The sequence below is a fragment of the Betaproteobacteria bacterium genome (assembly GCA_016194905.1).
GTDB lineage: Bacteria > Pseudomonadota > Gammaproteobacteria > Burkholderiales > JACQAP01 > JACQAP01.
The window spans coordinates 17,529-40,176 of the sequence record JACQAP010000036.1 but is presented as its reverse complement, the minus strand read 5'-3'; the positions used below and the strand labels follow the sequence as shown (position 1 = coordinate 40,176).

Sequence of the window (22,648 nt, the reverse complement as noted above, 5' to 3'; positions counted from 1 at the left end):
CACCACCATGGCGAGACGTATCGCGATCATCCTGGGCCACCCTGATGCTCAAGCCAATCATTTCGGACGTGCCCTCGCCGATGCCTACGCGACAGGCGCCGCGCAGGTCGGACATGAGGTCAAGACGTTGACTGTGGCGACGCTCGATTTTTCCCTATTGCGTCGCAAGGAGGACTGGGAAAACGGAACGCCGTCGGAGTCGATTCGACAAGCGCAAGGCATGATCGGGTGGGCCGATCATCTGCTGATCGTCTATCCGCTATGGCTGGGCTCTATGCCCGCGATTCTGAAAGCGTTTCTCGAGCAGGTTTTCCGGCCAGGATTCGCCATCTCGAAATCCGACACAGGCAAGTCCTGGAGGAAATTGCTGTCCGGAAAAACCGCCCGCATTGTCGTGACGATGGGCATGCCGGCATTTCTGTATCGCTGGTATTTTGGCGCGCACAGCCTCAAAAGCCTGAAACGCAACATACTCGGCTTCTGCGGCATCGGCCCCATTAGCGAGAATCTCATCGGCCTGGTCGAAAGCCCGAACGGCGCGAAGCGGGAGAAATGGCTCGGCAAAATGCGCGCGCTGGGCGGCGCGGGCAGATGATTCCCAACTGTTAGTTCAGATCGACCAGTTCCCGGTAGTCGGGCACCTCGCAACGCCAACCTTTGCGCTCTTCAATCCGGTGACGCAATGCGTCCGCCGCCACCGGTTCGCCGTGCGTAACATACGTCTGTCTGGGCCCTGCTTCAAAGTGATCCAGCCATTCGAGTATTTCAGCATAATCCGCATGGGCTGAAACGTTCGACAGGATCTGTACCTCCGCTCGCACCGGCACGTACTGTCCGTGGATCTTCACGCTATCCGCGCCGCTCAGTATGGTTGCGCCGCGCGTGCCCGCCGCCTGGAAACCGGCGAAGAGTATGGTGTTCTTCGGATCCGGCGCAAACGCCTTGAGGTGATGGACGACGCGTCCGCCGGTTGCCATGCCGCTGGCAGCGAGAATGATCATGGGCCCTGATTTGTTATTGAGCTGCTTCGACTCCTCGACGCTGTTGACGATCTTGGCCGTATGGCACATATCTTCGCATTGCTGCGGCGTGAGACGATGCTCCCCCGGATGGTTATGGAAAATGCGTGTGGCATCCGCTGCCATCGGACTATTCAGATAGACGGGGACGTCTGGAATTGCATGGGATGCCTTGAGCAGATGAATGTAGTACAATAGCTCCTGCGCGCGCCCGACTGCAAAGGTCGGGATAACGACCACGCCACGGTTTTTAACAGTCCGGTTGATGATGTCCGCCATTTGCGTTTCGGGGTTTTGCACGCCATGGAGCCGATCGCCATAAGTGGATTCCAGCACGAGGTAATCTGCTTTCACGACGTGCACCGGCGGTTTCATCACGATGTCGTTTGAGCGGCCGAGGTCTCCGGTGAAGACGATCGACTTGCCTTGGTGCGTGAGCCGAACGAAGCAGGAGCCGACGATATGTCCGGAATGCGAGAAACGCAGGCTGATCCCGTCGCCGAGATCGATGTCACGCTCGAGTTCGAACGGTGCAAGCAGTTTCAGACAGCGCTCGGCGTCCTCCTGTGTGTACAAAGGCAGCGCGGCGGAATGCTTGGAGAATCCCTTGCGGTTGGCGTATTCCGCCTCTTCTTCCTGAAGATGTCCCGCGTCGGGCAGCAGGATCTCGCACAAGTCGCGGGTGGCTGTACTGCAATACACCTTGCCCGAGAATCCTTTCTTTGAAAGCAGCGGCAGATAGCCACTGTGGTCGATATGCGCATGCGTGAGAATGACCGCGTCGATCTCTTTTGGATCGATGGGAAGTTTCTCCCAATTTCTCAGGCGGAGCTGCTTCAGGCCCTGGAATAAGCCACAGTCCACGAGAACCCGCTTGGCGTCGGTGGCGATCAGGTACTTGGACCCAGTCACCGTTCCGGTCGCACCAAGAAATGTAAGCTGCATGTTCACTGATCTTGCCGTTTGAAACGGTAGATGGAATCGGTACGTTCCTACGCAACGCGGCGAGAGCGATGTCCTGAGGCTGGTTCCATCGACTTCGAAGCACTAGCGCAACGGCTGAATGTGTTCTTTGCAGCCGACACGAGGAAGGAAAGCCGGCGTGTGTTCTGCATAGCGTGTGTACTCCTCGCCGAAGCGAGCCCTGGCATCGCGTTCCTCGTTGAAAGACAGGCGCGCATACATCATCAACAGGATCGGAAACATGATGAACGTGAGCAGCGTGGGCCATTGCAGCAGAAAGCCGAACATGATGAGCACAAACGCAACGTACTGCGGGTGACGGATGGTGGCATAGGGGCCGCTGGTCGCTAATGTTCCGGCGCATTGTGCCTTGTACAGCACGTCCCATGCGGCGGCGAGCAGCATGAATCCGCCGCCAATGAAGACAAAGCTCAGCAGGTGGAACGGGCCGAAATGCGGATTGGCGCGCCAACCAAACAAGGTTTCGAGGAGATGACCGGCTTCATGGGTCATGAAGTCGACGCCGGGATAGCGACTGCCGAGCCAGCCCGACAGAAGATAGATGGTGAGCGGGAACCCGTACATTTCGGTGAACAATGCAACGATGAAAGCGGAAAACGCCCCGAAGGAGCGCCAGTCGCGCGCGCTTTGCGGCTTCGTAAAGCTGAAAGCGAAGATAATAAACACGAGCGAGTTAATGATTACCAACGGCCAGAGTCCGTAGGCGGGGATTGAATTTGAGTGTTCCATGCTATCTCCGTTTCGACTAATGGGGATGTTCTGCCGGTTCGGCATTCTTTTCGCCCGGCTGCCGCTCGGGCTTGGTATCGCTCCCGCCGTGTCCGCCATGCCGGTGTCCGAACATGTGCAGCAGAGGACACGCGAGCAGGAGCAGATAAGGCAGGACGCCGAAGACATGCGCGCGATGCTCAAGTAGCAGGAAAAAAGCTGCGATTGCAATAAATGCAACGAAAACGTAAGTCATGGGCGATCTGTTCTGCAGGTTGTCATGGTCGTGATTCAAGGTTTTCCCTCCGTGGGGTGCGGTCTCATGCGGGTCCTGGGCGATGGGTGGGAAGGGCTCTGCGCCCTGTGGATGCTGCGTTTCCAGGTGATATGCTCGTATACGCCTCCAATACAGGCCGAACGCAACGAAAGGGGCAAGGAGCGCAATGCGATGAAAGCGATCCAGATCAGCCATACGTAGTGGTATTCGCGCATCACAGTTTCGCGCGCCGCAACCGAAGCGCGTTGGTGACTACGGAGACCGAGCTCATCGCCATGGCGGCGCCGGCAAAGATCGGCGACAGGAGCAAACCGAATAAAGGATAAAGCACGCCTGCTGCGATCGGGATGCCTAGCGCGTTGTAGACGAAGGCGAAGAACAGATTCTGCTTCACGTTGCGCATGGTGGCGCGCGACAGGCGAATCGCCTTGACGATGCCGCGCAGGTCGCCCTTGACGAGCGTCACGCTTCCACTCTCGATCGCCACGTCCGTCCCGGTGCCCATCGCGATGCCCACGTTCGCCTGGGCAAGCGCCGGCGCGTCGTTGATGCCGTCGCCCGCCATTGCGACCGTGCGGCCTTGCGCCTGCAGCGCCTTGACGGCGTCGACCTTCTGCTCGGGCAACACCTCGGCGATCACTTCATCGATGCCAAGCTGTCGGCCGACTGCTTCCGCGGTCTTGCGCGAGTCGCCCGACAGCATCACGACGCGCACGCCTTCGGATTTCAGCGCCCTGATTGCTTCCGGGGTCGTTATCTTGATTGGATCGGCGACAGCGACCACCGCGATTGTGCGTCCGTCCACCGCGGCATAGAGCGCGGTCTTGCCTTGGGTCCTCAGCGCATCGGCCCTGTCGGCGAGCGAAGCAGCTACGGTGCCCTGTGATTCCATGAATCGGCGGCTGCCCACCGCGACCTTCCGGCCGCCGACCTCTCCTCGCACGCCCTGACCGGTGACAGACTCGAATTTCTCAACGGTAGACAAACGCAGGCCGCGGTCTTCCGCGCCTTGGACAATGGCCTGAGCAAGCGGATGTTCACTCGCGCGCTCCAGACTTACGATCAGTGTAAGCGCCTCGCTCTCTGTGATCCCCGGCTCGACGACGAGGTCCACGAGCCGCGGACTGCCGAGCGTAAGCGTGCCTGTTTTGTCCACGACGAGGGTGTCGATCTCGCGCAGCTTCTCCACGGCTTCGGCGTTCCGGAACAGGATTCCGTTGATTGCCCCCTGCCCCATCGCGACCGTGATGGAGATTGGCGTCGCAAGGCCCACCGCACAAGGACAGGCGATGATGAGCACCGCCACCGCATTGACCACCGCATACGCAAGTCTGGGTTCGGGACCGAAGAACCACCAGACCAGCGCGGTCAGGATTGCGATCGCGATAACCGTTTCCACGAAGTACGCGGCTGCGAGATCGGCGAGGCGCTGCACGGGCGCGCGCGTTCGCTGGGCTTGGGCGACCATGTGGACGATCTGCGCGAGCAGCGTGTCGGCACCAACGCGCTCTGCGCGGATGATCAGCGTACCTTTGCCGTTGATCGTCGCGCCGGTCATCCTGTCGCCCGGTTTCTTTGGCACGGCAACCGGTTCGCCCGTAATCATGGATTCGTCCACGTTGGACGACCCATCCACGCAAGTTCCATCGACGGGCACCTTTTCCCCTGGGCGCACACGCAGCTTGTCGCCGACCTGCACGTCGGACAGCGGCACTTCTATCTCCCGTCCGTCAGATTCGACGCGCAACGCCGTGTTGGGCGCGAGCGCCAGGAGCTCGCGGATCGCGCGGCTCGTCTGGCCGATCGCGCGCAACTGCATGACCTCGCCCAGCAGCACCAGCGTGACGATGACCGCGGCTGCCTCGAAGTAGGCACCGACCTGCCCGCTGTCTTCCTGAAATTCCTGCGGGAAAAGTCCGGGCGCAAACACCGCCGCGAGACTGAACAGGTAGGCGAGCGCCACGCCCAGCCCGATCAGCGTGTACATGTTCGGGCTACGGTTCTTGATCGAGAGCGCGAACTTCCGGAAAAACGGCCAGCCTCCCCACAGCGCGACCGGCGTGCCGAGCACGAGCTCGAGGTACATCCGCACGTGCGCGGTCACTCCGAACGGTTCCTTGATCCCGAAATACGGCGCCATCGCGATGACGGCGAGCGGCGCCGTCAGCACGGCGCTGACCCAAAAGCGGCGCGTCATGTTGCGCAGCTCCGCGTCGTCTTCCTTTGCTCCCTCGACGGGCACGAGCGCCATGCCGCACTTGGGGCAGTTGCCTGGTTTGGGGCTGCGGACCTCCGGATGCATCGGGCAGGTGTATTCGGCTGCCGCCGGTGTGGCAGGAACGAGGGGGACGAGCGTCATGCCGCATTTCGGGCAGCCCCCCGGACCGGCCCGCTGGATCTCGGGATGCATGGGGCAGGTGTAGATCGCGCCAGGCTTCACCGCAGTTCCGGAAAGAGCGGCTGCACTACCATGTCCGGGCTGTCCGTGATCGTGACGCGAATGTTCGTGGCGCGGCATATCCATCGACGTACTCTCCGATACTTATGTTCGATTGACCATTCCGTTCAGTGATTCGCGCCGCCGTGGAGAAGATTGTGCAACCACGCGTAGAGCGCGCCAACCAGGAATCCCCACACGACGAAAACGAACAGTGGGTAGACAAACATCAAGAATGTGAAAGGCTCGGCCGTTACGAGCTTGCGAAAATCCAGACCGTGAGACAGAGCGTTCATGAAATCGATCCCGCGTTCCGGCGCAAGCGCGTAGGCGATTGCGCATACGGTGTAGGCGATCGCAAGCGTCACCGCGAGCGTGACGCCGGTTTTCCAGGGATTCATGTTAGCCATAGCATCTCTTTTCCAAGGGTTGAGTTACGATAGTCCTGCCGACAACTTCATCAACCTTGTCCGGCGGTGCGGAAATGCTCTTCGGCATCGCCGGTCATGCGCTGCGTGCACCACCGTGCGTAGTAGCCGCCGAACATTCGACCGAGCCAACGCGGAAGCCCTGCTTCAGGTAGAGCCCAGTCGATAAAGACTCGAAGCAGAGAAGAATTGCCCTGCGGCGTCAGGTCGTAGCCCATCCCGTAATGGCCTATCACGAGGAGTTTTGGCGTGCCCGTGGTCTCCCATACTTTTCGCCGCGGCGGATTTCGTTCCGTGACGATTTCCTCCAGCGAAAGCGCAATCCCGAGCACTCGGCCGCCCATGCGGATCGATGCGCCTACGGCGCGGCCTTGAGAAGCATCCAGCTCGAGCGCCATTCGCGAGCCGGCCATCATCCACGAGGAACGGCTCATGTGGGCCGACAAGAGTTTGGGATCGTCCAAGCGCGAGAAAACGGCCTCGGCCGGAGCGTTCACCACAACGCTGCACTCGAAGTGAAAAGGTAGGACGAGGGACACCGGGTCATTCTTTGAAGCGTCGGCTACAAGCATGTCGCCCCCGACGCCTTATGCGCATGAGTGCGATGCCAGGCACGCACGATCAAGAGTGTCGCGACCGGAACGACGAGCCACTGAAGCAGCGGTGCAAGGCCGATCCCGAAGACAAGCGGCATCCGCGCCGAGTAAGCCCAAGCACCGGCCTGGTAAACGTTGTACCACTCGCTGTACGCCGTGTAGGCGAGCCCAAACATTGTCGCGACTGCCCCGCCCGACCATGGGTGGGAAGAAGGCCAGTCGGCATCTTGGAGAACGAATCCGGCGAGTACGAAAGCCGCCGCGGCAATGATCGCGTCTCCCAGCGTGCAGTGCAGAACCGCATATGCAATGCGCGCCATGCTAGGATCCCTAGCAATCGTGTAAAGGGGCAGTTGCGCGACTTCCCACACGAGATTCAACGCAAGCGATAATCCCGCCCATAGCAATGCGTGCCCGAGCAAGGCTTTTGCTATGCATCTGTTTGCCGTATTCCGCATTGGATACTCGCGGACGGCCTATATGAACAAGAGCCTTCGGAATCACACGCAGGTCATTTTCCGCGTTCCATGTTCTGCTCGGCAGCCTCGTGCTCCATCATCTGCTCCATCATCTTCTGCATCATGTCCATGCGGTCTGCCATCATCTGGTGTTTCTTCATCATCATGCCTCCCATCATGCCGCCCTTATCGGTGCCGTCTCCCGTGGGATTTTCGCCTTTCTCCTTCTTGCCCATCATGTCCTTGCCCATGCCGCGCATCATCTTCATACCTTCACGCATGGATTGCATGTGCTCTTCCATGAGCTTCTGGCGCTCCCTGGGGTCCTCGGTCGACTGGATCTTCGACATCAGATCTTGCATCTTTTTCATTCTTTCCTGAATCTTGTCCATCTTCATTCCGGCAGCCTTGTCGTCCGGCGCGGAGGCAGCTTGCTCCTGGCCGGCGCCCGGATGGTAAGCCGAGTGATCCTCTTCGTCTGCGGCCTGCGCGATGGGTACGGCAAGCATGGAAGCCAGGAAGATCGAAAGCGTGAACGTATTCATTTGAACTCTCCTTTGGATAATCTTGTCAGCGACCGGCCAGGTCGTCGCGCTTATTCAAGTATTCGACCCTCGACAGCTCGCCCTGCGCATAGGCTCGATCCAGCAGTTCGCGCGCGGAAGGCGAACGGTCCTTGAAGCGCTCCGCCAGGGCGAAGTACAAAGAAATGTAACGCCGGTCCGGCCCCGAAGGATTGACCTAAGTCAAGGCTATATCAATGGCGTCCCTATACCGGGCGGCCGATAAGGCTTTGTCTCGGATGCCGGCCGCCACTCTTAGTCCCGCATCAGCCATGCGTAGAGCGGACACCAGCCGACAAGTCCGGTGGCAAGCGGCACCAGGCCGATCAGCCCCGCCCAACGCCAGTTTCCGGAAACAAAAAACACCGTGCCGAGCAGCGCGATTCCAACTGCGATGCGGATGAGGCGATCTGGCGTCTGTACATTGATTGGCATCGGTCGAACCTCGCTGTAAAAAAATTATGTGGAAAATTGGTTTGCATCCCAGGCCGCCTGCGGCTCGCCGCAACGCGATTATCCGCAGCCGCCTTCCTCCCGTTTCGGGCAGCCGGCAGATCGCTGCGTCGGTTCAAGCGGGCATTGGTTGACTTCTGCCGATGTTCTCCGCAAGAAACCGCTCATCGCATTGCTCGCTGCAGTCACCGCCCAGAAGGCGAAAAAACCGATCGAATAAATGGCGGTACGGCTGCCAGCGATCGGTTCGCCGAAAGCGATCAGTTCCTGTGGATCGAACACGGTGAAGAACACCGCATTGGCGAGCGCGGCGACGATGAAGGACGGCCACAGGATCCAGATAAATGTGAGACTTTTCATCCTGCGCTCCTCTGCCGCGCAGAGACGTCATGCGAGATTGCCGTCGAACCCGTGCATAGTCCGCGTCGCATTGTCAGCCCCGCCTCAGCCTCGCGGCTCCAGCACGAACCTGTCATCGGCCGGATTCCAACCCCCGGTCAGGCGCCACTGCCGTTGCACGTCTTCGAGTTCGACGTTCCATCGCACCGCCTTCGCCAGCTGCACGGAGCCCTGATACAGTCCGGGTTGGATCTGTTGTGCGGAAAATTCCCGATCGAGCCCGGATTTCGTGGGATGGATGTAATGCAGGTGCAGTTCTGCCGGCAGCATTTCCCCAGCCATCCGCACGCGCACGAGCGTGCGTTCTTCGTTCAGGACGATCGTTGCGCGATAGCCGCGCAGCGATGCGATGCGATCGCGTTCCAGCACGCGGTTGATCGCCAGGCCTTCCTTGTAGTACTGGTCGACCACCAGCGGGTCCGCATTCCTGAAGGCGATATACAGGGTGGCGAAACCGGCGACGACCGCGATGGCCGGCCCTGTCATCAGGAGCCACGGCCACGGCTCCCGGTACCACGGCATGACTGGATGGATGATCGCGTTCTGGTTCATGACCGGTTCTTTCTTCAGTGGATGACGAAGCTCGCCTTTTCTTCCACTTTGAGCGGCGCGCTGTCGGGATGGGCCGGATCGGTCGCTTCCACGGTAAACAGGATGCGGTTCGAGCCCTTGTTGCCGGATGCGCGCGGCGCTTCCACCCGTACCGGCACCATCAGCGAGGACGCGGGCGCAACGCGAATCGGCCTTGATACACCCTCGATCTCGATGCCGTCGAGCCCGCTTACGCTGATGCGCATATCGCGCTCTATTTCCTGCGTGTTCATGATCTGTAGGCGATAAACGTTCTGGACATCGGCGTCTTCCGCGTCGCGCATGACGTTTCCCCGATCGCGGATGACGTCAACTTTGAGCGGCACGCGCCGGTACAGCGTCACCAGTGTCGAGATGATGATCGCCCACAGGATGGCGCTGTAGATCAGTACACGCGGGCGGAATATGCGCTTCAGCGTCCCCTGCGTCGGCAGATGGTTCTTGAGCGCGTTCTCCGTGGAGTAACGGATCAACCCCTTCGGGTAGCCCATCTTGTCCATCACCTGGTCGCATCCGTCTATGCAAGCGGCGCAGCCGATGCATTCGTATTGCAGGCCGTTACGGATATCGATGCCGGTGGGACAGACCTGCACGCAGATGCCGCAGTCCACGCAGTCGCCCAGACCCTTTGATTTGTGGTCTGCGCTCCTGGCGCGCGTGCCTCTCGGCTCGCCGCGTTCGCGGTCGTAGGTGATGATCAGCGTGTCGGGATCGAACATTACGCTCTGGAAGCGCGCATACGGGCACATGTATTTGCACACCTGCTCGCGCATCCAGCCGGCGTTGCCATAAGTGGCGAAGCCGTAGAACAACATCCAGAACGACTCCCATGGGCCGGTGCTCAGGTTCAGCACTTCATTGCCGAGAGTATGAATCGGCGTGAAGAAACCCACGAACGTGAAGCCGGTCCACAGCGCCAGGGCGATCCACAGGCCGTGCTTGACGCCTTTCAGGCTGAACTTGCGCGCGGACAGCGGCTGCTTGTCGAGTTTCATGCGCGCGAGGCGGTCGCCCTCCACCTTACGCTCGATCCACATGAAGATTTCGGTATAAACCGTCTGCGGGCACGCATAGCCGCACCACAGCCGTCCGGCGACTGCAGTGAACAGGAACAGCGAGTAGGCGCAGATGACCAGCAGAACGGTGAGGTAGACGATGTCCTGCGGCCAGAACACCAGGCCGAAGATATAGAACTTGCGGGCCGCGAGATCGAACAACACCGCCTGCCGCGCGTTCCAGGTCAGCCATGGGCCGCCATAGAACACCAGTTGCGTGAGCAGCACGAAGATCCAGCGCCAGGCGGCGAATGCGCCGTGCACCGCCCGCGGATAGATCTTCTTGCGGACTTCATAAAGCGCCTGCTCCATGGCCTCGGGTGCTGGAACCGGTGTCAGCTTGACGTGCGCCTGCATCTTCACCATCGAAGCTCGCCGAAGGAGGTCACTGGCCGCCGGCCGGATGCGACAAGCCGTACACGTAGGCCGCAACGATATGCACCTTGTCGGGCCCGAGGAATTCGCCCCAGGCCGGCATCACGCCGTTGCGGCCCTTGCCGATGGTTTCGACGAGCGCAGTACTGCTGCCGCCGTAGAGCCAGATCTTGTCGGTCAGATTCGCGGCACCGAGAACCGGGTTGCCCTTGCCCTCGGGCCCATGGCAGGCGACGCAGTTGGCGGCGAATAGCTCCTTGCCGTACGCCGCGCGCAACTCGTCGTGCGCGCCACCCGAAAGCGATATCACGTAGTGCGCGAGATTCCGGGTGCCTTCGTCGCCGACGATCTTGCCCCAGGCCGGCATCATTGCTTTGCGGCCGTTGGTGATGGTGGCCACGATCGTTTCCGGATCCCCGCCGTAGAGCCAGTCCTGGTCCGTCAGATCGGGAAATCCCTTGCCGCCGCGCGCATCCGATGCGTGGCACTGCGCGCAATAGTTTAGGAACAGCCGCTGACCCATTTCGCGCGCCTGCGAATCACGGGCGACATCGGGAATGGACATCGCCGCATATCGGGCGTAGAGCGGCTGGTACGTCTCCCTGGCCTTGGCCTGTTCGGCTTCGTATTCGCCGCGCGAACTCCATTTGAGCAGCCCCGGGAAGCTGCCCAGTCCGGGGTACAGTACGAGGTAAGCCACGCCGAACGCGATCGTGAGGTAGAACAGCCAGATCCACCACCGCGGCAGCGGATTGTTGTACTCCTCGAGGTCTTCGTCCCATACGTGTCCCGTCACGTCGGCCGTGCGCCCCGCTGTAACGCGCTTCGTGGAAAGCGTCCACAGCAGCACGGTACAGGCCAGAACGCTGGCCACGGTGATAACCGAGATGTAGACAGTCCAGAATTCGCCGTTGAAGTCGCTCACTTTTCTCTCCCGTCGCCACGCAGCGAAACCGGCGCATCGTCGTCCTGCAGCACGCTGTGCGCGGCAACGTCGAACCGCGCGCCGCGCCTGCCGCCATAAGCCCACCACACGATGCCCGCAAAAATCAGCAACATCAGGAGGGTCGAGCCGACTCGAAATCCAGTCACCGGGTCCATGATCACTTCACTCCTTTCAGTGCGGTACCGAGGCCTTGCAGATAGGCGATGAGCGCGTCGGCCTCGGTCTTGTCCTTGAGATCATCGCGCGACCTGGCGATGTCCTCTTCCGAGTACGGAACACCGACGCTGCGCAACACTTTCATTTTCGTCTCGATCAGCTCAGCGTCTGCGGTGGCTTGCGCCAGCCAGGGATAGGCGGGCATGTTCGACTCGGGCACCAGATCGCGCGGCTGATTCAGATGCTGGCGGTGCCATTCGTCGCTGTAACGGCCGCCCACCCGCGCGAGATCAGGACCGGTACGCTTGCTGCCCCACAGGAACGGATGGTCATAGACGGACTCTCCCGCCACCGAGTAGTGGCCATAGCGCTCCGTCTCGGCGCGCAGCGGCCGGATCATCTGGCTGTGGCAGTTGTTGCAACCTTCGCGGATATAGATGTCACGCCCCGTCAGTTGCAACGCCGTGTAGGGTTTCATGCCGGCCACCGGCTCAGTGGTGGAACGCTGGAAGAAAAGCGGTACGATTTCTACCAGGCCACCGACGCTCACCACCAGGATGACCAGAACGATCAGCCAGGTCATATTCTTCTCGATGAACTCGTGGCCGGATGCGGATTGCGTAGCCATGATTGGTTTTCCCCTGTAAGAATCAGGCGTGGGCGCCGACGGAAGCCAGTACCGGCGCGTCCACCGCCCTGGCACCATGCACCGTCTTCCACGTGTTGTAGGCCATGACGAACATGCCGCCCAGGAACATCACGCCACCCAGCAGGCGGATGGCGTAGAACGGATAGGTCGCCTTGACGCTTTCCACGAAGGTGTAGGTCAGCGTGCCGTCGACGTTCACCGCGCGCCACATCAGACCCTGCATTACGCCCGCAATCCACATCGCCGCGATGTACAACACCACGCCGGTGGTCGCGATCCAGAAGTGCAGCGTGACCAGCCGCATGCTGTACATCTCGATGCGTCCGTACAAACGCGGGATCATGTAGTACAGGCTGCCCACCGAGATCATCGCTACCCAGCCCAGCGCGCCGGAGTGCACGTGCCCGATGGTCCAGTCGGTATAGTGGGACAGGGAGTTGACCGTCTTGATCGACATCATCGGCCCCTCGAAAGTGGACATGCCGTAGAAAGAGAGCGAGGTGATCAGGAACTTGAGGATCGGATCGGTGCGCAGTTTGTGCCACGCGCCCGACAGCGTCATGATGCCGTTGATCATGCCGCCCCAGGAGGGCGCCAGCAGGATCAGCGAAAAGATCATGCCGATCGACTGCGCCCAGTCCGGCAATGCCGTGTAGTGCAGGTGATGCGGGCCCGCCCACATGTAGGTGAATATCAGCGCCCAGAAATGCACGACCGACAGCCGGTAACTGTAAATCGGGCGTCCAGCCTGCTTCGGCACGAAGTAGTACATCATTCCCAGGAAGCCGGCCGTGAGGAAAAATCCCACGGCGTTGTGCCCGTACCACCATTGGACCATTGCATCCTGTGCGCCCGCGTACACGTAGTACGACTTCCACAGGCTCACCGGCACTTCGGCGCTGTTGACGATGTGCAGCAGCGCAACCGTGAGAATGAAAGCACCGAAGAACCAGTTGGCCACATAGATGTGGGGCACCTTGCGCCTGGCGATCGTGCCGAAGAACACCACCGCATACGCCACCCACACCAGCGTGATGAGAATATCGATCGGCCATTCCAGCTCCGCATATTCGTGCGAGGTGGTGATGCCCAGCGGCAGCGTGATTGCGGCCGCCACGATCACCGCCTGCCAGCCCCAGAAAGAAAAGGCGGCCAGCCTGTCGCAGAACAGGCGCGCGTGACAGGTGCGCTGCACGACGTAATAGCTGGTCGCGAAAAGCGCCGAGCCGCCGAAGGCAAACACCACGGCGTTGGTGTGCAATGGACGCAAGCGACCGTACGACAGCCAGGGGATGCCGTAAGTCAGGTCGGGGAACATGAGTTGCGCGGCGAGCAGCACGCCCACGGTCATCCCGACGATCCCCCACACCACCGTCATGATGGCGAACTGCCGGACGACTTTGTAGTTGTAAGTCGTTTGCTCCTGCATACGTGCTCCCTCGAGTTAAGACGAAACCCCAACAGCCGCAATGCAGGCAGGATCAACGCCGATTCAATCCTTTGTTACCTGCCAACGGCAGCGACGCCATGCTAGCCGCGGCAATCCGGACCGGAATTGACATAGATCAAACAGCGACTGCGCCGAATCGATTTTCATGGGCCCATGCCGCCGGGCCCGACCGCGCCGCGGCGTCCGAAGCCCGGAGACGACAGATCATTTCCGCAATTGACTGGACTCGATGGAGCGCTCGGCGCGTCAGGTTGGCGGCGGCGATCCTGATCGTGACGGCCTTTCCCGTTTCGTCAGAAGACCAAAGCCTCGCGCCCGATGTGCTAGTCAGGAATGTTGTCACCGATGTGCTCGCCGCCATCAGAAACACCCCGTCCGGCGACCGCGAGAGCCGCGAAAAGGCCCTCGCGTTCGCGAAGCAGAAGATCCTTCCCCATATCGACTTCGAGCGCATGACGCGGCTCGCAGTGGGCAGGGCCTGGCGTAGTGCGGACGCGCGGCAGCGCGAAGCGCTCGTCGCGCAATTCGGCACCCTGATCACGCGTGTCTACTCGGCCGCGATCGACGCCTACGACGGCCACGAGACGCAGGTCGATTCCCTGCAACTATCCGCCGGGGACAACGACGTCATCGTCCGATCCCGCTTCAAAAAGACGGGGGCGCAGCCGGTCGAGGTGAACTATGCCATGTGGAAGTCCGCGGAAGGCTGGAAGGTGTATGACATCAGCGTGGAGAACGTGAGCCTGGTGATCACCTACCGCTCGCAGTTCGGCGAGGAGATCGCGCGCGGCGGCATCAACGGACTCATCGGGTCCCTGGCGGAAAAGAACCGCGCCGCAACGGCCCCCTCTCCCCGGCCCTCTCCCGCGAGGGGAGAGGGTGTTTTGAGGCCAGAACAGCAATAGACGAGAATTTCCCGTCCATTTTTCTAACATTCATCCACTACTCACGACACGAGCGCTGATTTCGATTTTGACATTACTCCCTCTCCCCTTGCGGGAGAGGGCCGGGGAGAGGGGGGCCGGTGCCGATGGCGCCGTCGGAGCGGGCTTTCAGGTACGCGTAGAGATCGAGGACATGCGGTTTCATGCCGGGATCGGCCAGCCATACCGGCATCTCGACCCGGCCTCGTTCGCTACGCCGCTGCTGCAACACTTCATTGATGACCGATTCGCGCGCAGCATCGTCGGGAGGCCCATCCGGAGATGGGCCCAGAATCCGGTATCGTGCCAGCACCTTGTTCGCGAATTCTGCCTGCGTCATCGTTTTCAGGCTCTGCCTCAGGTCCGGCGCCACGTCGGTACCCGATGCATCCTGCCCATGGCACATGTGGCAGGACAGGTGATAGGTGAACCAGCCGGCGTAAGTACCCCAATCGACTTTCCCGTCGACGACCCGGTACGTGCCGGGCGCCGGACCGGCGTCGCCGGCCCCGAGATTGCCGGCCGGACTCAGGAACAGCGTGCCGGTAATCAGGAGCAAGCTGATCCGAGGGCTGCATATCGACATGATGATCTCCTCCGATTGCCGCGGTGATGCCTGCAGGCTACGCGGACTGTCCAGCATGACTTTGACGGAGATCAATCGAATCGGCGTCAGATGCCCAACAGAAACGGAGCGCGCGCGCAAACGTCGTGGGCTCAGACAGGGAGGATCTGACGCGGGTGTGGATGACGTTCGTTTTCAACTGCATAAGTGCATGCGTGAAGGAGTGAAGGGTGAAGGGCAAAAAACTTGTCGCATCACGGCAATCCACCCCGCGTCCCTTACGGTCGAATACCCAGGCGAAGCCGGGAGTACCCTTTTAGGCCGGTTATGGTCGAAGGACCGGTACCCCCGGAACCCCGCGGGCTCTCCTCGCCTCTCGTTCCTTATCGCCCACCTCTTGTGGGTAATGCCGTCAGTGGGCGTGGCACGGCGATCGAGAAATTGTCCCTGAGCGCCGTGGCGCGCTATTGACTTAGATCAAAATGCGCTCAATTGACCGCGGCATTGCGCTCCTTTGCCCTCAGCATCAGGACAGCTGACCGGGCGCGCCTTCAAGCAGCTCCCGGATGTTTGCCTCGATGACGCGATAGCCGACGTTACCGCTCAGCCGCTGGCGGCCCTCATTGAACAACAGAGTGGGGCTGGCCTGAATGCCGTGAGTGCGGGCCAGATCTAAGTCGCCGCACAGCGCGGCGTGCGCGGATCCGGTGTCTATGATGTTCTGGATCTCGGCGACTGGCAGCTGGATCTTTTCGGCGATCCCGAGCAAGGTCTCGCACTGCGCAACATCAGCGCCTTCCTTGAAGAAGGCTTCGCGTACCGCCCAGGCTGCGGTGGAGAGCGCACCCCGGGGCGCTCTGCCGTCGGATTCAAGCAGCCTGACCGCACACAGGAATAGGTGACTTGGCATCGAGGACTGCGGTGTGGTGCGAACCCAGACCCGGGGATCGAGTGCTACATGCCCGAACTTACCGCACACGGTCCTGACATGCTCGTTGTAGCCCTGCACGCCGCCGCGATCCTTCCAAGACGCCTCCATTTTCTTGGGCACATCCCCGAAGACATGCAGGTAGCGGTACTCCAGCTCCACCGACCCGGCAAAATTTTTTATCAACTCGTCAATACGAATTTGCGAGACGTACGCCCAGACGCAGAGCGTATCCGAAAAATGCATGACTCGAATGGGTTCCATTTTGGAAATCCCAGAGGGCGACACACCAGTGACCGGTTTTGGCCGTTTGCGGATATTGATATTCAGGCAATGCTGGTCAGCTCAAGGCCGAAGCCGAAAAACCCGATCACTTGGCCACCCAATCGCTCAATCACTGCTCTTCCCGCCTCGGCACCAGCTTCACGATCTCGGACCACACTATTCCGGCCGATGCGGCCAGCATGCACAGCAACAGGTCGGCCAAGGCCAGAGCTTCGAATTTGAAGATCCTCTGCATCGGCGGGAGATAGAGCGCGACCGCCAGCCCGCCGAGGGCGCCGCCGACGATCCACCAGAGTGCCCGGTTCGGCATCCGCAGCGTCGCAACGATGCTGCGGCTCTGCGAACGGTTGGAGAGTATCAGTGTGGCGTTGCCCAGCACCAGCGCGGTGAACGCCATCGCCCGCGCACGCTCTTCCGCGAATCCATGCTCCAGCACAAGATAATAGAGCGCCGCGACGGCAATCAGCACGACCATCCCCTGCAGAAACGAATACCAGAGCAAGCGCCCGCCCAGCAAAGGTTCCTGCGGATTTCGCGGCGGACGTCGCATGGTTGCCGGATGGGCAGGCTCGGCTTCGAAGGCGATCGAGCACGCCGGATCGATCACGAACTCCAGAAACACGATGTGCACCGGAGCAAACACCAACGGCCAGCCGAAAAGCAGTGGCAGCAACGCCATGCCCGCGGTCGGCACGTGCACCGCGATCAGATAGCTCATCGCATGGCGGATGTTGTCGTAGATGCGCCGCCCGAGCCGCACGGTCTCGACGATGGACTTGAAGTCGTCTTCCAGCAGCACCAGCGATGCGGCCTCGCGCGCTACGTCGGTGCCGCGTCCGCCCATGGCCACGCCGATGTGCGCCGCTTTGAGCGCCGGGGCGTCGTTCACGCCGTCGCCGGTCATGGCGACGATCTCCCCGTTGGCTTTGAGTACCTCGACAAGTGCCAACTTCTGTTCCGGAACCACCCGTGCGAAGACGCTGACTTCCGCTACGCGTATGCGCAACTGCGCAGCACTCAAGCGCTCGAGCTGCGCACCGGTCAGCACCCCGCCGGGGGACTTCAAGCCGATTTCGTCGGCAATCGACTGTGCCGTTCCCGGGTAGTCCCCGGTGATCATCACCACGCGGATGCCGGCGTCGTAGCACTCCTTGATTGCCTGCGGCACCGTCGGCCTTACCGGGTCCGCGAGTGCGATGAGTCCGAGAAACTTGAACGAGAATTCCGTGGGGCGGGCGGGAAACTCGCCGCCGTGAAAACGCGCCTCCGCCACACCGAGCACCCTGCGTCCACGCGATGCGATATGCGCGGTCTGGTGCAGTATGCCGGCCTGCAGCGCCGTGTCCGCCTTGCATAGCTTCGCGATTGCCTCGGGCGCCCCCTTGGCAGCGACGACGACCTCGCCACCATCCACCCTCTGCCAGCAGTGCGTGACCGCCAGCAAGTCGCGCGTGAGGTCGTACTCCTTCACCAGCCGCCAATGCTCGCGCATGCGCACGGTTTCGGCGTCGTGCTCGATCGCGTAGCCAACGATCGCCCGTTCCATCGGATCAAACGGACTGAGCTCGCACGCCAGCGCAGCGTAATGCGCCACCGGCCGCACGTTCGCCGGCAAAGCACCGCGCGCGGCATCGTGATGGTGGCCCGCGACCGCGAGTTCCGCCACCGCCATGCGGTTTTCGGTGAGCGTGCCGGTCTTGTCCACGCACAGCACGGTCGCCGAGCCAAGCGTCTCGATCGCCGGCATGCGCCGGGTCAGAACCTTGTTCTGAGAGATGCGCCAGGCGCCTAGTGCGAGGAAAACCGTAAGCACCACCGGGAACTCCTCCGGCAGCACCGCCATCGCCAGCGTAATGCCGGCCAGCAATCCCGCCAGCCAGTCGCCGCGCAACGTCCCATAGAGCACCACTACGGCAAAACACAGCAGCAGCCCGATCGCGGCGAAAATCCGCACGATGCGCGCCGTCTGGATCTGCAGCGGTGTGTCCTGAACTTCCAGCGTCTCGAGCGCCTTGCCGATGCGGCCGATCTGCGTCTGCCCACCGGTCGCCAGAATGCGCGCCTTTCCGTACCCCTGGACCACCAGCGCGCCGGAGAACACGAACGGCTGCGCATCGCCGCCCGGATTCGCCATCTCGCGTACTTCCGAAGCCGCTGTCCGTTTGGAGACCGGCAAGGATTCCCCGGTGAGAAGGGATTCGTCGGCGCTGAACTCATTGCAGTCGACCAACACGCCGTCGGCCGGCACGCGATCGCCTTCGTGCAGCAGCACCAGATCACCGGGCACGACCTCGCGCCCGGCGATGCGCTTTTCCTCGCCTCCGCGCACCACCAGGGCGCGCGGACTGGACAGATCGCGCAGCGCCTCCAGAGCGCGCTCGGTCTTGCGTTCCTGGTAGATGGTGATGCCCATCACCACGAACACGGACACCAGCAGGATCAGCGCTTCGTGAAGATCGCCGAGGGCAAGGTAAATGGTGCCGCCAGCAACCAGTAGCAGCAGCATCGGTTCACGCACGACTTCCAGTGCAATGCGCAGCACGTCCCGGCGCTTCGCCGAAGGCAATTCGTTGGGGCCGTGTCGGGCCAGGCGACGCGCGGCCTCTGCTTCGCTCAAGCCGGTTTCGCTCAGACCGGTTGCAACAGGCTGCGGGGATACCGTCGCCGCGTTCACTTCACCAGAGTGACGGGGAGTTCCGACCGATGCATGACCTGCAACGCAGTGGAGCCCACGATGACATTTGCCAGGGCACCCAGGCCGCGCGTTCCCATCACGATCCGCGTGCATCCCCGGTGCAACGCCTCCCTAACAATGATCTCCCCCGCGTGCCCGATCTGAATGTCCTCGTTGAAGACCAAGCCCGCCGCCTGCAACGCTTTTTTCGCGGCGCCCAGCGCGTCCTGGCCTTCTGCGCGACAGTATGCGTCGATCGTCTCCTGGGAAACGAAGCGCCGTACATTTCCCGAGGCGATCGGAATCTGGACATTGAGCAGCCGCACCTCGACGGGAATGCGCGCATCCCGCAGCGCGCACACGTACTCGACCGCTCTGGCGGCTGGTTGCGAGCCGTCGACCGGCAGCAGGACTCGATGGATCCCTTCTCCGTCGCCAAGTTGGAGTTCGGACGTGGCGAAGGGATTGGGAACGACCGTGATCGGCACAGGAGACAGATGCACGATATTGGAGGCCACGGATCCGAGCGCAAGACTGTCCAGCGCGCTCATGCCGCGGCTGCCCACCACCACCTCGTCGCAGGCCAGGGACCGGATCAAGTCGACTATGCTGGCTGCCGGATTGCCCAGTTCACTATGGAACCGGTAGGCGATGCCGGCCGCATCGAGCACCCGGCGCGCCCCGGCGGTCTCCGCGCCTGCCTGGAGCAGCAGATCCTGTTGCGGGGACGTGAGCAAGGCCGCGATGCGCGGTGTCAGCACATAGACAAGATGGACTTCGCACGGTCTCAGGCCTGCGGCGCGCCGCGCCAGATATTCGACGGCGCGATTCGCGTGGGTGGAACCGTCGACTGCCAGCAGAAATTTATATGGGGTTGCGCCCGCCATCGTAGGGCCCTCAGGATTGCACGATCTTGTGCGTGCAATTCTACGCGACGCGACGCGGCGGCCGTTGATTTGCGTCAAACCGCCGGTTCGGATTCCCGAAGACCGGCTTCGTTACCGTGGATCGTCGTCATCCTGCAAAATGCAGTGGGCCGGCCCTTCGAGGTCGTCGAACTGCCCACTGCCGAGCGACCACCAGAATACCCAACCGATGAGGAACACCAGCACAACCGAGAGCGGGATCAGGAGGTAGAGAATGTCCATGTTAGAGGTGAGTGGTGAGGGGTGAGGAGTGAGGAGCGAGTAAACGCACCGAAGATTCCTTACCCGCTCGCCTCCCGCCTCCCGCCTCCCGCCTCTCGCCTCACTTCGCGAACGCGCAAGGCATTGAGCACCACGATCAGTGAGCTGGCCCCCATGCCGATGCCCGCCAGCCACGGCGTGAACAGGCCGGCGGCGGCGAAGGACAACGCGACGACGTTGTAGGCCGTCGCCCAGACCAGGTTCTGCCGTACGATGCGCCGGGCTTGCGCGGCAATGCCAATCGCCTCGATCAGGCCTTGCAGACGTCCCGACAGCAGCACGATGTCCGCGTGCGCCTGGGTAAGCAACGCGCCGCTGCCCATCGCTATCGACAACTGCGCCTGCGCGAGCACCGGCGCGTCGTTCACTCCGTCGCCCACCATCCCTACCACCGCGCCCTGCTGCTGCATGGCCAGCATGCGCGCCTGCTTGTCCAGAGGCAGCAACCCGGCCTCGTAAGCATCGACGCCGAGTTGGCGGGCCACGGTGCCGACTGCGGGAGTGGCATCTCCGCTCCAGATCAGCACATGCTTGCCGTCGGCTTGCAGCCGTTGCACGACGGACTCCGCCTCCGGCCGCAGTTGGTCCATCAGGTCGAAGCAGGCAAGCCATCGATCGTCGCAACCCAGCCACACACGCGTGGCGCCCGCGCAGTCCGGCTCGGTGGAGTGCAGCGCGCCGGCGATCTCGGCAACGAACGGCAAACTACCCAAGCGATGGCGCAGGCCATCGACGCTGCCCTCGATGCCCGAGCCGGGGACATTTCGAATCGCAGAGGCCACCACCGCGCTGGCACTCGTTGCGGCCGCCGCAAGCGCTGTCGCGATGGGATGCTCGGAATCGCGCTCCAGCGCTGCCGCAATGGCCAGCGCCCTGTCCAATTCGACGCCACGCCGAGACATTGCAGCCACAAGGCTGAAGCGGCCTTCGGTCAATGTGCCGGTCTTGTCGAATACCACATGCGTCACGCCGGCCAGCGCCTCGATCGCATTCGCGCGCACGATCACCACACCGCGACGCGCAAGACGCCCTACCGCCACGGTCATCACCGTCGGCGTGGCTAGCGACAGCGCACAGGGGCAACTCACCACCAGCACGGCCACCGCGACCCATAGTGCGCGGGATGCGTCGACCCAGAGCCAAAGCATTGCGGCTGCGGTGGCGAAGATCAGCACGCCGACCACGAAGCGGCTCGCCACTCGCTCGGTGAGTTCTGCGATCCTCGGCCGCTGCGTGCTGGCGCGCTCTGCCAGCCGGCGCACACCCGACACGCACGTATCCTCGCCCACGTGAGTGATGCGCACAACCACCGGACTCAGCCGGTTGAACGATCCGGCACTGATCCTTTCGCCGCTGCGCTTGCGCACCGGGGTACTCTCCCCGGTGAGCAACGACTCGTCGCATTCCGTGTCGCCCTGGACGACGTTGCCATCCCCCGGAAAATTCTCCCCGGCGCGCACCAGGACCAGATCGCAGGCGCGTAGCGATATCGCGGAAATTTCCTCCGTCTCCATGCCGCGCGCAAAGTCGCGCAGGCGATGCGCCGCGAGCGGCAGCGCCTTGTCGAGGTATTCGAGATTCGCGGCCGCCTTCTGCCGCGCCCGCATCTCGAACCAGCGTGCGCACAGCAGGAAGAAGACGAACATGGTGATGGAGTCGTAATACACTTCCGTCCCGCGCGTGAACGTGGCGTACAGGCTGGCGCCGAAGGCGACGCCGATGCCGAGTGCGACGGGTACGTCCATTCCCGGTTTGCGCCGCCGCAGATCGCGCCAGGCGCCACGAAAAAACGGCGCGGCGGAGAAAAACACCACCGGCACGGTCAGCAACAGACTGGCCAGCCGCATCAGCAGCCGGACGTCTTCGCTCATGCTGCCTTCGTCCGCGAGATAGGCGGGCAAGGCGTACATCATCACTTGCATCATGCCGAAACCGGCAACGAAGAGTTGCCACAAGGCCGCGCGCGTTTCGCGACGTCGGGCTTGCTCGGCGTTCGCTGAAGTCGCCGGCCAGGCGCGATAACCGATCGATTCGACCTGTCCGAGGATTGCGGACAAACGGATGCGCGAATCGTCCCAGCGCACGTGCGCGCGTCGCGTCGCGTAGTTGATTTCGGCAGATAGCACGCCGGGCAGTCCTGCTAGATGGCGCTCGTTGAGCCACACGCAGGCGGCGCAGGTGATTCCTTCGAGGATCAATGTCGTCTCGCGCTCGTGACCGCCGAGCGAGCGCGCAAAGCCGGACTGCACTTCCGGCCGGTCGTATATCCGTAAAGCGGCTTGCGCCGCCCGCTGCTCCGCGCGCAGAGCATAGGCCGTGCGCGAACCGTAGTACGAGGACAGTCCGCCCTGCACGATCGCTTCCGCCACCGCTTTGCAACCGGGGCAGCACATGATCCGCCGCTGCCCATCGACCAGCGCGACACAGGTGCCTCCCGCGGCAACTGGCAATCCGCAATGAAAACACGAAGCCTCGGCTGTCATCTCATGGTTTCGGTATCTTGAATACCGCTTCGCCTGGACGGATACGGCAAGCGGCGGAG

General features: G+C 61.9%; 24 protein-coding genes. 2 read left to right on the top strand and 22 right to left on the bottom strand.

Annotated elements, in window-relative coordinates:
* The first annotated feature begins 7 nt into the window (after nucleotides 1-7).
* Nucleotides 8-595 carry an NAD(P)H-dependent oxidoreductase gene (locus HY067_22955; protein ID MBI3530816.1) on the top strand — a complete coding sequence of 196 codons (588 nt, stop codon included), beginning with the start codon at nucleotides 8-10 and terminating at the stop codon, nucleotides 593-595.
* A 10-nt stretch (nucleotides 596-605) separates the two neighbouring features.
* Here HY067_22955 and HY067_22950 read toward each other — a convergent pair whose 3' ends face one another.
* From HY067_22950 to ccoN, 16 genes are all read right to left on the bottom strand, one after another.
* Nucleotides 606-1,964 (bottom strand): MBL fold metallo-hydrolase, encoded by a 1,359-nt coding sequence (locus HY067_22950; protein ID MBI3530815.1) that lies wholly within the window; start codon nucleotides 1,962-1,964, stop codon nucleotides 606-608.
* Nucleotides 1,965-2,066: 102 nt separating this feature from the next.
* Nucleotides 2,067-2,732, bottom strand: a complete 666-nt coding sequence (locus HY067_22945; protein ID MBI3530814.1) for an isoprenylcysteine carboxylmethyltransferase family protein — start codon at nucleotides 2,730-2,732, stop codon at nucleotides 2,067-2,069.
* A gap of 16 nt (nucleotides 2,733-2,748) precedes the next feature.
* A complete protein-coding gene (locus HY067_22940; protein ID MBI3530813.1) occupies nucleotides 2,749-2,967 on the bottom strand; it encodes a DUF2933 domain-containing protein in 219 nt (72 codons plus the stop codon).
* Nucleotides 2,968-3,202: 235 nt separating this feature from the next.
* Nucleotides 3,203-5,398 (bottom strand): copper-translocating P-type ATPase, encoded by a 2,196-nt coding sequence (locus tag HY067_22935; protein MBI3530812.1) that lies wholly within the window; start codon nucleotides 5,396-5,398, stop codon nucleotides 3,203-3,205.
* A 155-nt stretch (nucleotides 5,399-5,553) separates the two neighbouring features.
* Nucleotides 5,554-5,826 carry a hypothetical protein gene (locus HY067_22930; protein ID MBI3530811.1) on the bottom strand — a complete coding sequence of 91 codons (273 nt, stop codon included), beginning with the start codon at nucleotides 5,824-5,826 and terminating at the stop codon, nucleotides 5,554-5,556.
* A gap of 59 nt (nucleotides 5,827-5,885) precedes the next feature.
* The gene (locus tag HY067_22925) at nucleotides 5,886-6,425 is read right to left on the bottom strand and encodes an SRPBCC family protein (protein MBI3530810.1); all 540 of its coding nucleotides are present in this window, start codon (nucleotides 6,423-6,425) and stop codon (nucleotides 5,886-5,888) included.
* Complete coding sequence (locus tag HY067_22920) at nucleotides 6,416-6,769, bottom strand: hypothetical protein (protein ID MBI3530809.1); 354 nt, start codon at nucleotides 6,767-6,769, stop codon at nucleotides 6,416-6,418. The genes HY067_22925 and HY067_22920 overlap by 10 nt, the downstream gene beginning before the upstream one ends.
* A gap of 191 nt (nucleotides 6,770-6,960) precedes the next feature.
* Nucleotides 6,961-7,452 (bottom strand): hypothetical protein, encoded by a 492-nt coding sequence (locus HY067_22915; GenBank protein MBI3530808.1) that lies wholly within the window; start codon nucleotides 7,450-7,452, stop codon nucleotides 6,961-6,963.
* Nucleotides 7,453-7,725: 273 nt separating this feature from the next.
* Nucleotides 7,726-7,905 carry a DUF2892 domain-containing protein gene (locus tag HY067_22910; protein MBI3530807.1) on the bottom strand — a complete coding sequence of 60 codons (180 nt, stop codon included), beginning with the start codon at nucleotides 7,903-7,905 and terminating at the stop codon, nucleotides 7,726-7,728.
* A 78-nt stretch (nucleotides 7,906-7,983) separates the two neighbouring features.
* Nucleotides 7,984-8,283, bottom strand: a complete 300-nt coding sequence (locus HY067_22905; GenBank protein MBI3530806.1) for a hypothetical protein — start codon at nucleotides 8,281-8,283, stop codon at nucleotides 7,984-7,986.
* Nucleotides 8,284-8,367: 84 nt separating this feature from the next.
* Nucleotides 8,368-8,874, bottom strand: a complete 507-nt coding sequence (locus HY067_22900) for a FixH family protein (protein MBI3530805.1) — start codon at nucleotides 8,872-8,874, stop codon at nucleotides 8,368-8,370.
* A 14-nt stretch (nucleotides 8,875-8,888) separates the two neighbouring features.
* Nucleotides 8,889-10,334: a cytochrome c oxidase accessory protein CcoG gene (ccoG, locus tag HY067_22895; GenBank protein MBI3530804.1), complete on the bottom strand. Its 1,446-nt coding sequence runs from the start codon at nucleotides 10,332-10,334 to the stop codon at nucleotides 8,889-8,891.
* A 19-nt stretch (nucleotides 10,335-10,353) separates the two neighbouring features.
* Entirely contained in the window at nucleotides 10,354-11,268 is a 915-nt protein-coding gene (ccoP, locus tag HY067_22890; GenBank protein MBI3530803.1) for a cytochrome-c oxidase, cbb3-type subunit III, read from the bottom strand.
* The gene (locus tag HY067_22885) at nucleotides 11,265-11,444 is read right to left on the bottom strand and encodes a cbb3-type cytochrome c oxidase subunit 3 (GenBank protein ID MBI3530802.1); all 180 of its coding nucleotides are present in this window, start codon (nucleotides 11,442-11,444) and stop codon (nucleotides 11,265-11,267) included. Before HY067_22885 ends, ccoP begins: the two co-directional genes overlap by 4 nt.
* 2 nt (nucleotides 11,445-11,446) lie before the next feature.
* A complete protein-coding gene (ccoO, locus tag HY067_22880; GenBank protein ID MBI3530801.1) occupies nucleotides 11,447-12,073 on the bottom strand; it encodes a cytochrome-c oxidase, cbb3-type subunit II in 627 nt (208 codons plus the stop codon).
* 22 nt (nucleotides 12,074-12,095) lie between these two features.
* Entirely contained in the window at nucleotides 12,096-13,523 is a 1,428-nt protein-coding gene (gene ccoN / locus HY067_22875) for a cytochrome-c oxidase, cbb3-type subunit I (protein ID MBI3530800.1), read from the bottom strand.
* Between the two features lie 272 nt (nucleotides 13,524-13,795).
* Here ccoN and HY067_22870 point away from each other — a divergent pair, with 272 nt between their 5' ends.
* Nucleotides 13,796-14,449, top strand: a complete 654-nt coding sequence (locus HY067_22870) for an ABC transporter substrate-binding protein (protein ID MBI3530799.1) — start codon at nucleotides 13,796-13,798, stop codon at nucleotides 14,447-14,449.
* Between the two features lie 73 nt (nucleotides 14,450-14,522).
* On the opposite strand, the gene HY067_22865 is transcribed toward HY067_22870, so the two are convergent.
* The 6 genes from HY067_22865 to cadA form a co-directional block, all read right to left on the bottom strand.
* Nucleotides 14,523-15,053 carry a hypothetical protein gene (locus tag HY067_22865; GenBank protein MBI3530798.1) on the bottom strand — a complete coding sequence of 177 codons (531 nt, stop codon included), beginning with the start codon at nucleotides 15,051-15,053 and terminating at the stop codon, nucleotides 14,523-14,525.
* A 505-nt stretch (nucleotides 15,054-15,558) separates the two neighbouring features.
* On the bottom strand, nucleotides 15,559-16,224 hold the full coding sequence (locus HY067_22860) for a DsbA family protein (protein MBI3530797.1): 666 nt from the start codon (nucleotides 16,222-16,224) through the stop codon (nucleotides 15,559-15,561).
* A 130-nt stretch (nucleotides 16,225-16,354) separates the two neighbouring features.
* Nucleotides 16,355-19,033 carry a cation-translocating P-type ATPase gene (locus HY067_22855; GenBank protein ID MBI3530796.1) on the bottom strand — a complete coding sequence of 893 codons (2,679 nt, stop codon included), beginning with the start codon at nucleotides 19,031-19,033 and terminating at the stop codon, nucleotides 16,355-16,357.
* Complete coding sequence (locus tag HY067_22850) at nucleotides 18,916-19,806, bottom strand: universal stress protein (protein ID MBI3530795.1); 891 nt, start codon at nucleotides 19,804-19,806, stop codon at nucleotides 18,916-18,918. The genes HY067_22855 and HY067_22850 overlap by 118 nt, the downstream gene beginning before the upstream one ends.
* Nucleotides 19,807-19,917: 111 nt before the next feature.
* A complete protein-coding gene (ccoS, locus tag HY067_22845; GenBank protein ID MBI3530794.1) occupies nucleotides 19,918-20,067 on the bottom strand; it encodes a cbb3-type cytochrome oxidase assembly protein CcoS in 150 nt (49 codons plus the stop codon).
* Nucleotides 20,068-20,126: 59 nt separating this feature from the next.
* Nucleotides 20,127-22,589 carry a cadmium-translocating P-type ATPase gene (gene cadA / locus HY067_22840; GenBank protein ID MBI3530793.1) on the bottom strand — a complete coding sequence of 821 codons (2,463 nt, stop codon included), beginning with the start codon at nucleotides 22,587-22,589 and terminating at the stop codon, nucleotides 20,127-20,129.
* Nucleotides 22,590-22,648: the final 59 nt, after the last annotated feature.

Bases quoted from the DNA above. Each gene is read 5' to 3' on its own strand.
- HY067_22955 (MBI3530816.1), top strand. From the start codon at position 8: ATGGCGAGACGTATCGCGATCATCCTGGGCCACCCTGATGCTCAAGCC.
- HY067_22950 (MBI3530815.1), bottom strand. From the start codon at position 1,964: ATGCAGCTTACATTTCTTGGTGCGACCGGAACGGTGACTGGGTCCAAG.
- HY067_22945 (MBI3530814.1), bottom strand. From the start codon at position 2,732: ATGGAACACTCAAATTCAATCCCCGCCTACGGACTCTGGCCGTTGGTA.
- HY067_22940 (MBI3530813.1), bottom strand. From the start codon at position 2,967: ATGACTTACGTTTTCGTTGCATTTATTGCAATCGCAGCTTTTTTCCTG.
- HY067_22935 (MBI3530812.1), bottom strand. From the start codon at position 5,398: ATGCATCCCGAGATCCAGCGGGCCGGTCCGGGGGGCTGCCCGAAATGC.
- HY067_22930 (MBI3530811.1), bottom strand. From the start codon at position 5,826: ATGAATCCCTGGAAAACCGGCGTCACGCTCGCGGTGACGCTTGCGATC.
- HY067_22925 (MBI3530810.1), bottom strand. From the start codon at position 6,425: ATGCTTGTAGCCGACGCTTCAAAGAATGACCCGGTGTCCCTCGTCCTA.
- HY067_22920 (MBI3530809.1), bottom strand. From the start codon at position 6,769: ATGGCGCGCATTGCATATGCGGTTCTGCACTGCACGCTGGGAGACGCG.
- HY067_22915 (MBI3530808.1), bottom strand. From the start codon at position 7,452: ATGAATACGTTCACGCTTTCGATCTTCCTGGCTTCCATGCTTGCCGTA.
- HY067_22910 (MBI3530807.1), bottom strand. From the start codon at position 7,905: ATGCCAATCAATGTACAGACGCCAGATCGCCTCATCCGCATCGCAGTT.
- HY067_22905 (MBI3530806.1), bottom strand. From the start codon at position 8,283: ATGAAAAGTCTCACATTTATCTGGATCCTGTGGCCGTCCTTCATCGTC.
- HY067_22900 (MBI3530805.1), bottom strand. From the start codon at position 8,874: ATGAACCAGAACGCGATCATCCATCCAGTCATGCCGTGGTACCGGGAG.
- ccoG (MBI3530804.1), bottom strand. From the start codon at position 10,334: ATGGTGAAGATGCAGGCGCACGTCAAGCTGACACCGGTTCCAGCACCC.
- HY067_22885 (MBI3530802.1), bottom strand. From the start codon at position 11,444: ATGGACCCGGTGACTGGATTTCGAGTCGGCTCGACCCTCCTGATGTTG.
- ccoO (MBI3530801.1), bottom strand. From the start codon at position 12,073: ATGGCTACGCAATCCGCATCCGGCCACGAGTTCATCGAGAAGAATATG.
- ccoN (MBI3530800.1), bottom strand. From the start codon at position 13,523: ATGCAGGAGCAAACGACTTACAACTACAAAGTCGTCCGGCAGTTCGCC.
- HY067_22865 (MBI3530798.1), bottom strand. From the start codon at position 15,053: ATGTCGATATGCAGCCCTCGGATCAGCTTGCTCCTGATTACCGGCACG.
- HY067_22860 (MBI3530797.1), bottom strand. From the start codon at position 16,224: ATGGAACCCATTCGAGTCATGCATTTTTCGGATACGCTCTGCGTCTGG.
- HY067_22855 (MBI3530796.1), bottom strand. From the start codon at position 19,033: ATGCACGCGGATCGTGATGGGAACGCGCGGCCTGGGTGCCCTGGCAAA.
- HY067_22850 (MBI3530795.1), bottom strand. From the start codon at position 19,806: ATGGCGGGCGCAACCCCATATAAATTTCTGCTGGCAGTCGACGGTTCC.
- ccoS (MBI3530794.1), bottom strand. From the start codon at position 20,067: ATGGACATTCTCTACCTCCTGATCCCGCTCTCGGTTGTGCTGGTGTTC.
- cadA (MBI3530793.1), bottom strand. From the start codon at position 22,589: ATGACAGCCGAGGCTTCGTGTTTTCATTGCGGATTGCCAGTTGCCGCG.